We start from the raw sequence: 15,743 nt of genomic DNA on the forward strand, positions 1-15,743 counted from the left end.
AATGATCCAGGTTAGAATACCAAGATCATCTCCCTGTATTTCTGTTATCTGGTATGGGATATTGTGTAAACCGGAAGGGTGGGTTCAGATAGATTTCAGTCGTTCCTGAATATCTGATGGGGAGAAAACCTTTTCAACATTTCCGGGGAGGCTAAAATCGGCCTCATGAATTTTCATTCCGGCTATGAAGATTATTTGTCTGGAAAATGTATCAGAGAGTTGCTCTATATAGCGCTTTAGTTGATTTCCGCTCAAAGCAGTTGTTATGGCGGTAAACAGATAATCAGATTTGATAAGCTGGTTGGTTTCGACCAGGTCGCTGAAGGGAACGGAACTGCCCAGATAGATCACGTTTTGTCCCGCTTTTTTAATCAAATAATTATAGAAAAGAAGGCCCAACTCATGAAATTCGTCTTCCGGAAGAAAGAGGATAAAGGTTTTGGCGTCCTTACGGTCTGGTATTCTCAGGTTGTCAATGGCCACCATTATCTTTTGTCTTAAAAGATTGGAGATAAAATGCTCCTGAGCCGGATTGATTGAGCCGGTCTGCCATAACAAACCAATTCGTGCCAGGAAAGGAAAAATCAATTTGATGATGGTTTGCTCAAAACCTTCATGCATGATGGCATTGGACAATATTTGGTCAAATTTCGTCTCATCAAGCTCCACCATGGCAATTACCAGCTTCTCAATCTGGCTTTCCAGATTTATGGAATTATAAGTGAACCTCATCACTTTTTCAGTCAACTCATGATTATTGAGTTTGGATATATCGGAAATTTTCCGGCCTTCCCGGTTCAAAATGGCTATATTGAGTAATTTCTTCAAATCATGCTCAGAGTAATACCGAATGTTGGTTTGGGTTCGTTTGGGTTGAATGACATTATAACGCTTTTCCCAAATCCTGATGGTATGTGCCTTAATTCCCGATAACTTTTCCAGTTCCTTTATTGAATACCGCGACATGCATTTTCCTTATTAAATGAAACATACTGATAAAACTTTACCTTTCCTTATGGGAAAAGAACTAAACCGTTCGTTTATTTAACAATTATACAATACATTTGTTTAAGCCATAATCATTCTATTTAGACATAGCGACCCTAAAAACCAATAAGATCAGAATAAATATATTTTGCTTGACATTCAGGAATTTTATCGTTATAACAATTGCAATGCATGTATTTTTTAAATAAATTTCGCTACAAATATCATCATTTTAGTTTGAAAACTATAAAAAGGGATTAAACAATGCCTCCTTTGTAAGAAAAAAAAGATTTATTTGGCTTTATATGAAAAAGATAACCCTATTCTGGTTCAGAAGAGATCTCCGCTTGGATGACAATTGTGGATTATATCATGCCCTTAAGGAAAATGAACGGGTTTTGCCGGTATTTATTTTTGATACCGACATTCTAGACGGGCTTGAGCAATTATATGACGGTCGTGTTGAATTCATTTATAACCGGCTCAGGCAACTGAAAGCCCATCTGGAAAAACAGGGTACTTCATTGAAAATATTGCATGGAAAGCCCCTTGATCAGTTTGGCTTTTTGATACGGGACTATCCAATAGAGCAGGTTTATTTTAATCATGATTATGAGCCATATGCCATCGCCAGAGACCTTAGAATTTTCCAATTTTTAGAGAAAAATCATATCCAGGTAAAATCCTTTAAAGATCAGGCCATTTTTGAAAAAGAGGAAATCGTGAAAAAAGATGGAAAGCCTTATACAGTTTACACTCCTTATATGAGGAAATGGAAGGATCAGCTCAGCAAGGAGTCCACGGTCCGATACGCTGCCATGGATTATCAACATCGGTTTATCAAAACAAAGCCCTATAACTTTCCTTCCATGGATGAAATGGGATTTAAAAAAACCGGCATGTCTTTTCCACCGGGTGAATTAAATGAAGAGGTGATCTCCAATTACCATCTGAACCGGGACTATCCTTATCTTGATGGAACCACACGATTGGGCATTCACTTGCGATTCGGCACCATAAGTATACGGCAGGCAGTTGAAAAGGGTCTCAGGCTAAATGAAACGTGGTTGAATGAATTGATATGGAGAGACTTTTACATGATGATCCTGTGGCATTTTCCTCATGTAACCGACCACTCATTTAAGCCTCAGTACGATGAAATAGAATGGCGCAACGATGAAGAAGATTTCACCGCATGGTGTAGCGGGAAAACCGGATATCCTATTGTAGATGCCGGCATGCGTCAATTAAACCAAACAGGATACATGCACAACCGAATACGGATGATTGTGGCTTCTTTTTTAACCAAACATTTGCTGATCGACTGGCGATGGGGTGAATCTTATTTCGCAGAAAAATTGCTTGACTATGAACTTGCCTCCAACAACGGCGGATGGCAATGGGCTGCCGGCAGCGGCTGTGATGCGGCACCCTATTTTAGAATTTTCAACCCTTACCGGCAAACCGAGAGATTCGATCCTCAATATCGGTATATTGAAAAGTGGGTGCCGGAATTCAGGGATCCGGGATATGAAAAACCAATAGTAAGTCATAAATTTGCTCGTGAAAGGGCTCTGCAGGTTTATGGCAAAGCACTAAAAAAGGATAAATTATGAAGATACTGGTAATCGGCGCCACGGGGTTTATAGGAAAACCGCTGGTTGAAAAATTATTGGAAAGAAATCATGAAATATACATTTTTACCCGGGATGATCAAAAAGCACGCCGGCTTTTCGGTGACAGGGTTTTTATTCAGCAGTGGAAAACCGATGAATACATTTTATTGCAGGAATATGCCCACAAAGTTCATATCGTCATCAACCTGGCTGGAGAGAACCTGGGAGGCAAACTCTGGAAAGGGGATCAGAAGCGAAAAATCCTTTCAAGCCGGGTAAATATTGGCAAAGCCCTTAGTTTTGCCCTCAAACAAAGCGAAGATAAACCTTACCTGCTCATTCAGGGTTCAGCCATTGGCTACTACGGATTCAGCGAAGACCAGACCTTTACGGAGCAATCTCCAACGGGTGAAGGTTTCTTGCCCATGGTGGCTCAACAATGGGAAGATTCGGTCCGAAATGTAAAAGAGGATAATACCCGAAAAATATTCGTACGGACGGGGATTGTCCTGGGCAGAGAAGGCGGTATATTGCCCCAAATGATGAAATCATTCAGGTTCTTTGTTGGAGGGCCGCTGGGAAGTGGAAAACAATGGCTTTCATGGATCCATATAGATGACGAAACGGAGGCCATTGTCAAACTTGCAGAAACAAAAGGACTGGAAGGCCCTTACAATCTGACCGCACCCAATCCTGTCACCATGCAAGAGTTCGCCACAACGCTTGGTAAAGTCATGAACAAACCTTCATGGCTTCCCGCCCCGGCTTTCTTTCTAAAGATGACTCTGGGGGATATGGCCAAAGAAATGATATTACAAGGTCAAAAAGTAATGCCTGATAAATTAGAGAAGATCGGTTATGAGTTTAAGTACAAAGATCTGGAAAGTGCCCTCAGGGACCTGTTGAATCGCTAAAAATCAAATTCCAGTTGGATGGGTTGTTCTTTACGCTCGTTATTTAACTGAGAAACTGAAAGCCCCAACAATCTGATCTTCTTATCTCCAAAATCCAGATGATTGAATATCTCTTTGGTGGTATTGTGAAGGAGATTAAAATTATGGATGGTTTCCGGGAGGGTTTTACTGCGGGTTATTTGCTTAAAATCGCTGAACTTCACCTTTAATGTGAGGGTTTTGCCATATGATGCGGAACGCTCCATTCTCTTCATAAGCTCTTTCTCAATATGATATAAGGCTGTAATGATCTCAAAACGGGTTTGGAGGTCTTTATCAAAAGTACGTTCGGTACCTACCGACTTTCGGATGCGCTCGGGGTTGACTTCCCTTTCATCGATGGCACGGGAAATGTTGTAATAATGCAACCCCACTTTGCCAAAATATTTATTAAGCCACGCGAGGGATTTTTGTTTCAAGTCAGCACCCGTATGAATGCCGAGTTGGTGCATCTTTTCAGCGGTTACGCTGCCTACTCCGTGGAATTTCTCTACGGGAAGCTCAGCGACAAATTCTTCGGCTTTTTCGGGTGGAATGACATACAATCCGTCCGGTTTATCATAGTCAGAGGCAATCTTGGCCAGGAATTTATTTATGGAAACACCGGCTGAAGCCGTTAACCCTGTCTTTTCGCGGATCCTTTCCCTGATTTCTTTAGCAATACGGGTTGCACTATCGATATTTTTCTTGTTTTCGGTGACATCCAGGAAGGCTTCATCCAGAGAAAGGGGTTCCACCAGGTCGGTATAGTCAAAGAAAATCTCCATGAACTCCCTTGATACAGCTTTATACACATCCATTCGGCCCGGCACAAAAATTAAGCCGGGACATTTTTGTCTGGCTATTTTAGAAGACATAGCAGAATGAATGCCATATTTCCTTGCTTCATAGCTCGCTGCGGATACTACTCCCCGCTCACTGCCTTTACCAACCGCAACAGGCTTTCCCTTCAGTTCCGGATTATCCCGTTGCTCAATAGAGGCATAGAAAGCATCCATATCTATGTGTATGATCTTTCTTACCAAGCAAAATCTTTTTAGCTGTGTTTCACTTTAAATTATGATACGAATCGAGCAGAAGATAAGCACCAAATAACAAATACCAAAATCCAAATAATATTCAAATTCCAATGATTCAAATATTCAAACTTAGCTATTCTTGTTTCGAAATTGAAAAATTGATCATTGGTTATTATTTGGAATTTGTTTTTTGTTATTTGAAATTTTTAATAATTTATCCGGATCAGATAATTCAGGAATTAAGTCGTATAAACTGAGTTAAACATAACATAATCCGTGGTAATATCCGATCCCCAGGCTACGGCTTCAGCCTCTCCTCTGTTCAGACTGAGATGTACCCGGATGTGAGACTCCCTCAGCATTTTCTTCATCAGATTCCGGTCGAAATCTACCGGTACACCCTTATCCAGTATCCGGATCAACTCTTTCTCGTTGCCTATATAAAGATCAACCTGAGATACGTCAAAATGAATTCCTGCATTTCCTGCAGCCATAATGATCCTTCCCCAGTTCGGATCGCGCCCGAACATCGCCGTCTTGACAAGCAGGGAATCTGAAATGGTGCGGGCCAGCTTTTTGGCTGTCTGGTATGAATCAGCGTTTGTTATCTTGTATTCAATAAATTTGGAAGCGCCTTCGGCGTCCGATATAATCAGTTTAGCCAGATGCAGCATCATCTCCGAGAGATGCTCTTCAAAAATCTTAAAGTTGGGGTCATCTTTCGATTTGATCTCATTGTTTTCAGCCATTCCGTTTGCCAAAACCACCACCATGTCATTTGTTGAAGTATCCCCATCTACGGTAATCATATTGAAGGATGTTTCCACTGCCTTTTTGACGGTTTCATCCAGCAGGCTTTTATCAATAGCCGCATCGGTAAAAATAAAACACAGCATGGTAGCCATATTCGGATGGATCATCCCGGAGCCTTTGGCAATTCCGGCGATATTCACCTCTTTTCCATCCAGATCAAAACTAAGGTGTCCTTCTTTGGCAAAAGTATCCGTGGTTAATATGGCATTTGCGGCAAAGCTTCCTGCTTTAGGGCTATTGGAAAGCTTGGGAATATTCTCCTTAATTCCCGTCACAATATCTTCCGTGGGAAATGTTCCACCGATCAAGCCGGTTGAAGCCACCACCACCAACTCTTTATCGATTTCGAGGCCCTCGGCAGTGGTTTGAGCCATGGCCTCTGCTCCTTCGTAGCCTTGTTCTCCCGTACATGCATTGGCATTACCTGAATTAACAACAACAGCCTGTGCCCGGTTATCATGAAGGTGTTTCCTGGTCAGTTTTACCGGTTCGGCTACTACATCATTCAATGTGAATGTAGCTGAAGCATTCGCAGGAGCTTCGGAAAAAATGATGGCCAGGTCCCGCCGCATGGATTTGATTCCGGTGTGGGCTCCCCAGCACTTTATTCCTTTAACACTGGTAATGTTATTCAGAAGATCATTGGTATTTACCGATTTGTTACTCATAATCCAAGGAAATTTTTATTAATGGTACATAGTATTTATCAGATTGCAATCAAACAGGATTGCATTTGTTGTTTCAGTCAACCGTTTTGAATTAATTGTTATACAAGAAAAACAAATATCGTATCCTATATTTCATTTACGGCATGATTGGGATCAAATCAAGGGCTTCCTTCTCCTCAAATCCCAGCATAAGGTTCATATTTTGAACAGCCTGCCCCGCAGCTCCTTTAACAAGATTATCAATGGCCGTAAATACCAGAATATTGCCCGTCCTTTCATCAAAATAAGCGGCTATATCCGTGTAATTGGTACCCCTTACCTGCTTGATTTCAGGAGGCTTATCACGAAGCCTGATAAAAGGCTCCTCTATATAATAACGCTGGTATAATGCTTTTACTTCTTCGTCCGATATTTTTCCTGCAGGAATGGCATAAATGGAAGTCAAAATGCCCCGGTCTACAGGCAAAAGATGGGGGGTAAACTGAACGGTACTTTTCTCCCCCGATGATTCGGTTAATATTTCCTGTATTTCAATGGTGTGGCGGTGGCTTTTCAAACCGTATGCTTTAAAATTATCGTTCACATTGGGGAAATGGGTCACTGTTTTGGGCTTCACTCCGGCTCCTGTTACGCCGGTTTTCGCATCCACAAATATCCGCTGAGGTTGAATCAAACCTTCCTTTAGCAGTGGATAAGCACCCAGGATCGCACCGGTAGGGAAACAACCGGGATTGGCCACAAGTGCGCTCTCTGCAATATGTTCCCGGTATAATTCCGGAAGACCAAAAACGGCCTCTTTAAAACCTTCAGGGTAGGAGTGTTCTATATTATACCATTCATAATAACTATTCGGAGAGCTGAGCCTGAAATCCCCCGAAAGATCAATGATCTTAAACGGATGGTCTTTCCATTTTTTTACATATTCCATAGACACTCCATGGGGTAATGCCAGAAAAACCAGGTCCGGATGGTAATTTCCGATATCCTCTGCAGAGCTTAATTCAATATCGCATATTCCCTGAAATTGAGGATGGATGTCGGAAAACTTCTTACCCTGATAAGTTTCCGATGTAATGAGCTCTATCTGAATCTGCTTATGGAAAGCCAGGATTCGCACCAGCTCCGACCCTGTATATCCTGTGGCCCCTATGATCGCTACTTTTTTCATATTACATTGATTCTTTCAGTGATTGATACATAACGTCCAGTACGGTATTCAGCTCGTTATAGGTGATGTTTAAAGGAGGGACAAAGCGTAACACATTATCGGCCGTTGCGTTTGCAAGCACTCCTTTATCGAGCATTCTGGTTACAATGGGCTTGGTCTCAAACTCAAATTCAATCCCGATCATCAGGCCCAAACCACGAACTTCCCTGATCCCGTACTTTTTCGGCTGGTTGTTAAGGATCTGGTTTTTCATCCATTCTCCTTTTTCCGCAGCCTGTTTGGCGAGTTCTTCATCCTCTGTTACCTCAATAGCTGCAAGCGCCGCGGCAGTAGCCAGCGGATTGCCGCCAAAGGTAGTACCATGGTCGCCGAAACCAATCACTCCGGAAACTTTCTCATTAGTGATAATGGCACTGATGGGCACTCCACTTCCCAAAGATTTGGCAGAAGTAAGAATATCCGGCTGTACACCGAAATGTTCTTTGGCGAAAAATTTGCCGGTTCGCGCCATGCCACATTGAATTTCATCAAAGATCAGCACTATGTTCTCTTGATCACATATTTCCCGCAACTGCTTCATAAATGTTTTATCGGCTATATGGATTCCGCCTTCTCCCTGCACGGGTTCAATGATGATGGCTGCCACATCACTGTTAACGGCTTCTTTTACAGCCTCTATATCATTAAAAGGAATCATACGGAAGCCTTCGGGTATGGGTTCAAAACCTTCCTGCATCTTCTCTTTGCCCATAGCAATGGTAGCCAGGGTCCGGCCGTGAAAACATCCGGAAAAACTGATCACCGTACCTCCCCGATTGTGGGTATGGGCATATTTTCTTGCCAGTTTAACCGCCCCTTCATTGGCTTCGGCACCACTATTGGCGAAAAAAACCCGATCTAAACCACTTATTGCTGCCAGTTTCTCTGAAAGAAGGGCCTGCGGCTTGCTTAAATAAAAATTGGAAATGTGTATGAGATCTTCCGCCTGGCTCTGAATCGCTTTTACGATGTGTGGATGACAATGTCCTGCACTGTTTACTGCAATTCCTGCCATGGCGTCGATATATTCCTTGCCGTTATCATCCCACACACGGCTTCCTTTTCCCTTGATAAGGGTAACCGGAAACCGATTGAATGTCGGTAGATAATACCTTTGATCCAGCTCCTGATAATTGGTTTTCTTCTTATCCATATAAACTGATTGATTTTATTTGACAAACCGGGTTCCCTGAATGTTTTTTGTTTCTTTGATACTTTCCATCAGGCGTTCGGGCTTTTTCCCATTGATGATCAATGCTGATTCGGCTCCGTTCTCAATGGCTGTTTTGCAGGCTTCCGTTTTGGGTATCATGCCGCCTTTAATCACATCCCCGTAAAGGCTGTCCATTTCCGTTATCTTTAATTCCCTGATCAATGATGAAGGTTCGGAAGGGTCTTTCAGCAACCCGTCAACGTCGGTAAGCATGATAAAGTGTTTTGCTTTTAATGAGCCGGCAAGATATCCGGCAAACATATCGGCATTTACATTGTAATCCGCTCCATCCTCACCGGCAGAAATGGTTGAAACCACCGGGATAAAATCATTGTCCAGCAGAATATCCAGAAGGGAGGTATCAATGTTTTTGACATTCCCCACATATCCTATGTCAACCTGATTGCCATCCTGATCGGTATGGTATCTTTTTTCCACCTGCACCATTTTGCCATCCTTACCGGACAGGCCAACAGCTTTAAGGTCCTGTTCATTCAACAACCGAACCAGTTTGCTATTTACATGACCTTTGAGTGCCATTTCGATGTATTTCATGGCTTCGCCGCTGGTCTTCCGGTGGCCCTCTATAAATTCCGTGTCGATACCGGCCAGCTTAAGGGTATCCTCAATAAACGGTCCTCCGCCATGAACCAAAACCACATGATACTCCTTCCTGGTGAGTTGATATACTTCATTCAGGAGCTCACGGGTTACTGCATCATCCAGCATGGCATTACCGCCATACTTAATAAGAACCACACCAGTGGCCTGGTTTGCTTTCATCATTGTAACAAGATCATCGTATATTTAACAATATCATGTAATAAGGTGGTGTTTGCCGTCCACCTTATTTCAATTAAGGACAGAATAATTCCGTTACCTTACCGGGCAAGTTTTGCCAAAAAAAGCAAGAATTTGACCGGTAAGGTACTCATGTTCCCGGATTACAATATACCTGCTATAATCGGAGCGAAAGTTAAACAAATTCCTCTAACCATACAAAAAATCAACCTCTTTTGATCTCAAAATCGAGGCCCAGCTTGTCCGCGAGTTCACCAAGATCTTTTTCCACAGAATTCAGGAGTTCAATGCCTTCCCGATTCGTTTTTTTCTCCATTGCCCTCTCCGGATCACCCGGTATCATTACCTCAGGCTCTCCATCTATGTTTTCTGCCTTTCGGAAAGTTTCCATCCATTTGTCCATTCTGTTTTTGAATTCCTCTTTCTCCTGAAATGCATCAATACGCATGGCACCGAAAAAATGGCCCAGTCCTTCTCCTACCTGTTCATCCGGTGGTGAAAGGAAGGGCACCTGAGGGGGTACGAAGGGCCCGAAGTTGGCACCGGAAAATACGGCAGAAAAGATATCCACAATGGAATTCAGGCAATACCCTTTGTGACTTCCGTGCGCACGATCGCTGCCCAACGGAAGAATTGCCCCTCCCTCTTTGATGACATCCGGATCTGTAGAAGGCCGGCCTTCGGCATCCTGTACAAGCCCTTCTTCAACAGATTCCCCCTGTCTGCCTTTTATGGTAAGTTTGCCCCTGGCAATGGGTGTTGTGGCAAAGTCGGCAACATACGGAGGATATTTACCTGCCGGTATTGCCACAGCAACAGGATTGGTGCCCAGCAACCGGCTTTTGGAAAAGGTAGGAGCCACAAACGGATTGGCATTGGTCATGGCGATGCCAATCATGTCTTCCTCCAGGGCCATCATCGAATAATAACCCGCTATACCGAAATGATTGGAATTTTTAGTGGTAACCCATCCGGTACCTGCCTTCCTTGCTTTTTCAATGGCAATTTGCATAGACCGTTTGGCTGCCACCATTCCATAAGCACCGCCACCGTCAACTACTGCAGTACTGGGCGTCTCCCTGATGGTTTGTATTTCCGGCCGCACGTTGATCCTGCCCTTTTCATGCATTAAATAATAATTCTTGATCCGGATCATGCCATGGGAGGATATCCCCCTTCGTTCTGCAGCAACCAATATATCTGCTATTGTTGAAGCATCATCCTCAGGACAACCCAGCTTGCTGAAAAGCCGGAAGATAAAATTCCTTAAATAATCTGCTGAATACATCATGCTTAAATTTGTTAACGAACGTCCTTATAAAATGAGTTGGCCTGATCCGTAGCCGTTATTTCAATATTATTCAGATTCACATGTTTGGGCTGATTGACTGCAAATAGTATCACTTCGGCCACATCATCGCCGGTCAATGGAGTAAAGCCCTTGTAGGCTTTTTTTGCTTTCTCTTCATCTCCTTTAAACCTAACCAGAGAGAACTCGGTTTCTACCATGCCCGGCGAAATATTGGTAACCTTGATCTTATCCTTCAGCATGTCTATCCGCATGGCTTTTGAAAGGGCTTCTACTGCGTGTTTTGAGGCACAATACACATTGCCTTTTTCATAAACTTCATGACCCGCTATGGAAGCAACATTCAGAATGTGCCCGGAACCTTGTTCGATCATCCGCGGAGCAATCTTTCGCGTGATGTAGAGAAGCCCCTTAACATTGGTGTCGATCATCCGTTCCCAGTCATCAATCTCACCCTCCTGTATATGACTCAATCCCGCAGCCAGTCCTGCATTGTTGATCAACACCCGGATGTTTTTCCACTTCTCGGGGAGGCTGTCAATTGAGTTAAACACCTCATGTTTGTCTCTTATGTCAAAGCTCAGAATATACGCCTGGGCGGAGTAGTTTTTTTCTATGGCTTCTTTGAGGCTTTCAAGCCTTTCACTCCTTCTTCCTGTAATGATTACACTCCACCCATTTTCAGCCAGCTTCAGCGCTGTGGCACGGCCTATTCCTGCTGTGGCTCCTGTAATTAGTGCTATCCTGCTCATATCTTCAGTATTTTTTTGGGTTCGGATGCTAAAATAAACAAAATTATAGGAAGAATGATGGATCGAACATTTCTTCGCTACCATTGAATATTTTTCCGGTACAACCGCATTTTTTATCGGTACAAACGGTTTATGCTTCGGTACACTCACATTTTATTCCGGTACAATCGCGTTTTTCTCCGGTACAGTCACATGTTTTATGGGTACAATTACATTATCTTCCGGTACATTTAAATTTTTGAGCGGTACAATGGCATATTCTTTCGGTACAATCGATATATTTCCGGTACAATGGGTTTCTTCGCCGGTACAATAGATCATTTTCCCGGAAAGCAAGGGATTTCTGCTGGTACAGGATAGTTTTTTACCGGTGCAAAGGAAATTATTATTGGTACATAGGGATTCTATCGTGGAACGCACCCGTCCGACCGACATGCATGTATTCGGAATTTTTTGGATAATCTTTATTCATCCTGGGAAACGTTATTCTTTTTTAATATCTGATAATCGGTCAGAGGGAAGCACCCGTCGGACCGACATGCAAGCATCTGGATCTTTTGGAATAATCTTTATTATACCCGTGAAGCCAAATGCTTTGCTAATATCAGACAATCGGTCAGACGGGGAGCATCCGTCGGAGTGGAACATCCTAATGGCCATAAATGACAATTATATTCCACTGCAAACTCCAGGTTTCAGGAACTGCCAACTTATCGATGAATGACCACAGAATGACTGTAAAATATCTCTGCCAACTGTAGCTTTCAGGTTTTGCTCCCGCAGAATGCGGGACCCATTGCCAACTTCTTCCTCAAACCCTTTCTAACAACTCAATGACCCTTGATTCTTCTGTCAACTGAGGCATTTGGTTTGCCAACTGCCCGTTGCCCATTGCCAACTAAACTAATTGAACCAGTACGACAGCTTGGCTACCAGCGCCCGGTTCTTTTCCCTGAAATTTTCCGGGAAATAGTTATCGGTGTAAACGATGTACAGATCGGATACGGGAGCATAACGCCACTGAAAACGGATGTTGGTGTTGATGTTGTCGATTTGCTCGTTATACTGCCAGAAAACCGTCAGGAAAAGGCTTCGCGTAAATGTAAGGTCAAATTTGGGTCCAAGCAGCCAAAACGCTACATCTTTATAGGGTTCCGGGAAATCCAGATCGTTGTACTCCAGGTTGAGGCTTATGCTGCCATAGGGCTGAAGGCGATACTTGAGGTTTCCCTCTACATAACCCCGCTTTCCGTGAAAAAAGCCTCCATAGCCGGCTGTTAGATCATAATTCAGCAGGCTGCGGGGATCCGACTCATATTCGATTTCAGCCTGATCCCAGCTATAATCCGTATTTGCAGCAAGGGTATCCCCTGTAGTATGGGTAGGATCAAAAGGATTCCGGAGTTTAATATATTCCCTTCTATAGTTGAGGGAAAGATTGCTCCGGTCGAGAAATACAAATTCATATTTGAACTGAATGGTTCGGTCGGTCAGGTTCCACTGCGGGTCAAAGATGGATTGGTACAGCACGTCGGGACCGTGGTTGGCGATCTTTTCTGAAGCGGGATAAAACTTATATTCAGCACGCGGAGCAAGCAGGTGGTATCCTGTTCTTCTGATGTATCCTGTTTCAGCACGATAGTCGTCATCTACGTAATCATAGGCCCAGTCCAGATCCCAGTGTTGGGTTGAATAATTGACTGTGGCCGAAGCCGCCTGCCCGTTGGAAAGGCCGTCAGGTGTAACCGAGCCATGGTAGAAAGCCTTTCCGTTCCACCGGTTGTTGGCACTGGCCAGATTATAATCTACGCCAAATACCCGGTTGAAGCGGTTATCATCCTCAAATCTTTCCTTACCAGTGGGTACGGTGAGCTGTTTGTTGATGAAGAATGCCCCTACATTGGAACGTGAAAACACCTGATGTTGCATTGTAGCCACCGTATAGTTGGCTGCCGGCACGTCGCCCCGGGTTCCTGTCTGCATGTTCATAAGGCCAATGCGCATGTCTTCATTGAGCTTTCCGCTAAGCCGGGCTCCGGCCTGAACGGGATTTGTCAAACCAATGCGTCTTGAGAAGAATGGCCGGATGTTTTCCTTGCCATAACTGGTAAACAGATCTTTATTTTCCAGAAAGAACTGTCTTTTTTCCGGGAAAAAGAGTTCAAACCGATCGAGATTGGTCATCTGCTCATCCACTTCTACCTGCGAATAGTCAGGATTCACCGTAAGATCAAGTGTAAGATCGGTACTTAGCGAGACGTTGGCATCGAGGCCGGCCTCACCGGACCATTCGCTGTCTCCTCCCTCCAGATGATCTTTGGAAACCTCTCCCATCACATAGGGTATCAGGGAAACATGCATTTTGGGATCCGGAGGAGCTTCCTCAAATATAAGCGTTCCTGTAAAGGCCAGGCTTGCTGTGGGGAACTGCCTTGGAACCGGTGCCCAGCTCGATTTTTCATTTTCCTTAAGATCCAGCCTGGAGAAGTTGATCCCCCACTGTTTAACTCCCTCCTGGTATTGAAGGTTCTTGAAAGGTATGGCCATCTCTATGGTCCAGTAATCCTCATATTCGATTACCTCCATCTCCCATTTGCAATCCCAGGCTAGTGAAACGTCGCCACCTTCAGACTGCAGGCCATCCCACTTGGCACCCCCAGCGGAGGCACCAAAGGAAAAACCATTGGTCTGGTCGTTATAGGTATCCATGAAGAGAAGGAAATTGTCGTTCTTGCCAAACTCAAAATCACGCCGCAGTGATTCTACGATATTTTCACCCGGCATGCTTTCATAACATTTCACCCCAAAATAGATGTTCTCATCGTCATAGGTCAACCTGACGGTGGTTTTGGCATTTGCATAACCCGTATCGATAGGCAGCACACGGTGAAATGCATCGGCCACCTCAGATTGTTGCCATGCAGATTCATCCAGTCTGCCATCAATGGTAATGTCCTCATTGGTCTTTTTAATCCTGATCTGATGGGTCTGGCGATTGTTGCTCATTTCAGAGTCAATGACCTGCTGCCCGATTGCCTCATTGGCGACAAAGGCAAGTAAAAATAAAAACAATGTTCTCATGTTCATGCATAACCGATTTTAGGTACCCGACAAAAATCAATGCCAGGCACAGATTACATTATATTCTGACCGATAAACAAAACTATTGTCAGGGGCCAAATTTGAAAAATTCCAGGGAAAAATCACCAAGGTTAAAAAAACTTTTAGTTATCTTACACTTATTTAACTGAAGCATAGATTATATCTCAACATAAATAAATACTTGCCTGCTCCGGCTGTTGTCAAACCTGCATTCCGAATGGTTTGCAAAACGGGCTGTCATTAATACGGTTATATCTGCACACTACCCGTATTTCTGTGCAGAAGGGTTGCAAATCATCATATAAAGTTTTATCTTTAACAAACTCAAAAATCATTAAACGGCTATGAAAACACAACCATTAATTTTTCGGCTACAACTTATTTTTTTGGTAGTTATTACGGGCTGCCTTGTCATTTCATGCAGTAAACAAAAACCAACTTATGAACCAACGTGGGAATCGCTTGAGCAACATGAAGTCCCGGACTGGTATGACGACGCCAAATTCGGAATTTTTATTCACTGGGGGGTATATGCCGTACCTGCCTGGGCTCCGGTTGGGGGCGAATCATCTTCCAGCCAGTACTCAGAGTGGTATCCTTTTCACATGTATGTTGAAGGAGATACTACCTACGAGTATCACCGGCAACATTACGGGGAACTCTCGGAATTCGGTTACAAAGATTTTATCCCGATGTTCACGGCAGAAAAATGGGATCCCGACCGATGGGCCCAATTATTCAAGGATGCAGGAGCCCGGTATGTGGTTCCCGTAGGTGAGCATCACGATGGCTTCCCGATGTGGGACAGCGATCTCACTGAATGGGATGCCAAAGACAAGGGACCCAAACGGGATATCATCGGCGAGCTGGCCAAGGCTGTCAGGGAAAGGGACATGAAGTATGCCCCCTCGTATCACCGGATGATGAATTATTATGATCCCAGCTTTGAAGACGGGCATTTTAACAATCCCCATTTTTCAGAAGACGGCCCGGACAGCATCTTCGTAAAGAACTGGAAAGAACGATGGGAAGAACTGCGCGACAAGTACAAACCTGCCATCATGTGGTTCGACGGTGACTGGATGGAACCTGTAAAAGTTTGGGGAACCAAACAGGTGATGGCCGATTACTACAACACCGCTCAAAGCTGGGACAAAGAAGTGCTGGTCAACGACCGCATGGGTGAAGTCAGAGGAGAACGGGGCGATTTTTATACCACCGAATATGAATATGGCATTCAGACAGATACCCTTATTGAACACAAGTGGGAATCCTGCCGGGGTATTGGTGGATCCTTCGGATA

General features: G+C 43.8%; 13 protein-coding genes. 3 read left to right on the forward strand and 10 right to left on the reverse strand.

What is annotated here, in order from left to right; all coding sequences use genetic code 11:
• Positions 1–84: 84 nt before the first annotated feature.
• Entirely contained in the window at positions 85–966 is an 882-nt protein-coding gene (locus KGY70_08585; protein MBS3775230.1) for a MerR family transcriptional regulator, read from the reverse strand.
• 326 nt (positions 967–1,292) lie between these two features.
• On the opposite strand from KGY70_08585, the gene KGY70_08590 reads away from it, so the two are divergent.
• Positions 1,293–2,603, forward strand: a complete 1,311-nt coding sequence (locus KGY70_08590; GenBank protein MBS3775231.1) for a deoxyribodipyrimidine photo-lyase — start codon at positions 1,293–1,295, stop codon at positions 2,601–2,603.
• Positions 2,600–3,517, forward strand: coding sequence for a TIGR01777 family oxidoreductase (locus KGY70_08595; protein ID MBS3775232.1), 918 nt, complete (start codon positions 2,600–2,602; stop codon positions 3,515–3,517). Before KGY70_08590 ends, KGY70_08595 begins: the two co-directional genes overlap by 4 nt.
• Here KGY70_08595 and dinB read toward each other — a convergent pair.
• From dinB to KGY70_08640, 9 genes are all read right to left on the reverse strand, one after another.
• The gene (dinB, locus tag KGY70_08600) at positions 3,514–4,554 is read right to left on the reverse strand and encodes a DNA polymerase IV (protein MBS3775233.1); all 1,041 of its coding nucleotides are present in this window, start codon (positions 4,552–4,554) and stop codon (positions 3,514–3,516) included. The genes KGY70_08595 and dinB overlap by 4 nt on opposite strands.
• A gap of 260 nt (positions 4,555–4,814) precedes the next feature.
• Positions 4,815–6,056 carry a bifunctional glutamate N-acetyltransferase/amino-acid acetyltransferase ArgJ gene (gene argJ / locus KGY70_08605; GenBank protein ID MBS3775234.1) on the reverse strand — a complete coding sequence of 414 codons (1,242 nt, stop codon included), beginning with the start codon at positions 6,054–6,056 and terminating at the stop codon, positions 4,815–4,817.
• Between the two features lie 136 nt (positions 6,057–6,192).
• A complete protein-coding gene (locus tag KGY70_08610; protein MBS3775235.1) occupies positions 6,193–7,224 on the reverse strand; it encodes an N-acetyl-gamma-glutamyl-phosphate reductase in 1,032 nt (343 codons plus the stop codon).
• A gap of 1 nt (position 7,225) precedes the next feature.
• Entirely contained in the window at positions 7,226–8,416 is a 1,191-nt protein-coding gene (locus KGY70_08615) for an aspartate aminotransferase family protein (protein MBS3775236.1), read from the reverse strand.
• A gap of 15 nt (positions 8,417–8,431) precedes the next feature.
• Entirely contained in the window at positions 8,432–9,262 is an 831-nt protein-coding gene (argB, locus tag KGY70_08620) for an acetylglutamate kinase (protein MBS3775237.1), read from the reverse strand.
• A gap of 220 nt (positions 9,263–9,482) precedes the next feature.
• On the reverse strand, positions 9,483–10,568 hold the full coding sequence (locus KGY70_08625) for an Ldh family oxidoreductase (protein MBS3775238.1): 1,086 nt from the start codon (positions 10,566–10,568) through the stop codon (positions 9,483–9,485).
• An 11-nt stretch (positions 10,569–10,579) separates the two neighbouring features.
• The gene (locus KGY70_08630; GenBank protein MBS3775239.1) at positions 10,580–11,338 is read right to left on the reverse strand and encodes an SDR family NAD(P)-dependent oxidoreductase; all 759 of its coding nucleotides are present in this window, start codon (positions 11,336–11,338) and stop codon (positions 10,580–10,582) included.
• 153 nt (positions 11,339–11,491) lie between these two features.
• Positions 11,492–11,773, reverse strand: a complete 282-nt coding sequence (locus KGY70_08635; protein MBS3775240.1) for a hypothetical protein — start codon at positions 11,771–11,773, stop codon at positions 11,492–11,494.
• 468 nt (positions 11,774–12,241) lie between these two features.
• The gene (locus KGY70_08640) at positions 12,242–14,425 is read right to left on the reverse strand and encodes a carbohydrate binding family 9 domain-containing protein (GenBank protein MBS3775241.1); all 2,184 of its coding nucleotides are present in this window, start codon (positions 14,423–14,425) and stop codon (positions 12,242–12,244) included.
• Between the two features lie 359 nt (positions 14,426–14,784).
• Between KGY70_08640 and KGY70_08645 the strand changes: the two genes are divergently transcribed.
• Positions 14,785–15,743: alpha-L-fucosidase (locus tag KGY70_08645; GenBank protein ID MBS3775242.1), on the forward strand; the 959-nt coding region annotated here is incomplete at its 3' end.

This window comes from Bacteroidales bacterium (assembly GCA_018334875.1).
Taxonomy (GTDB): Bacteria; Bacteroidota; Bacteroidia; order Bacteroidales; family UBA12077; genus JAGXLC01.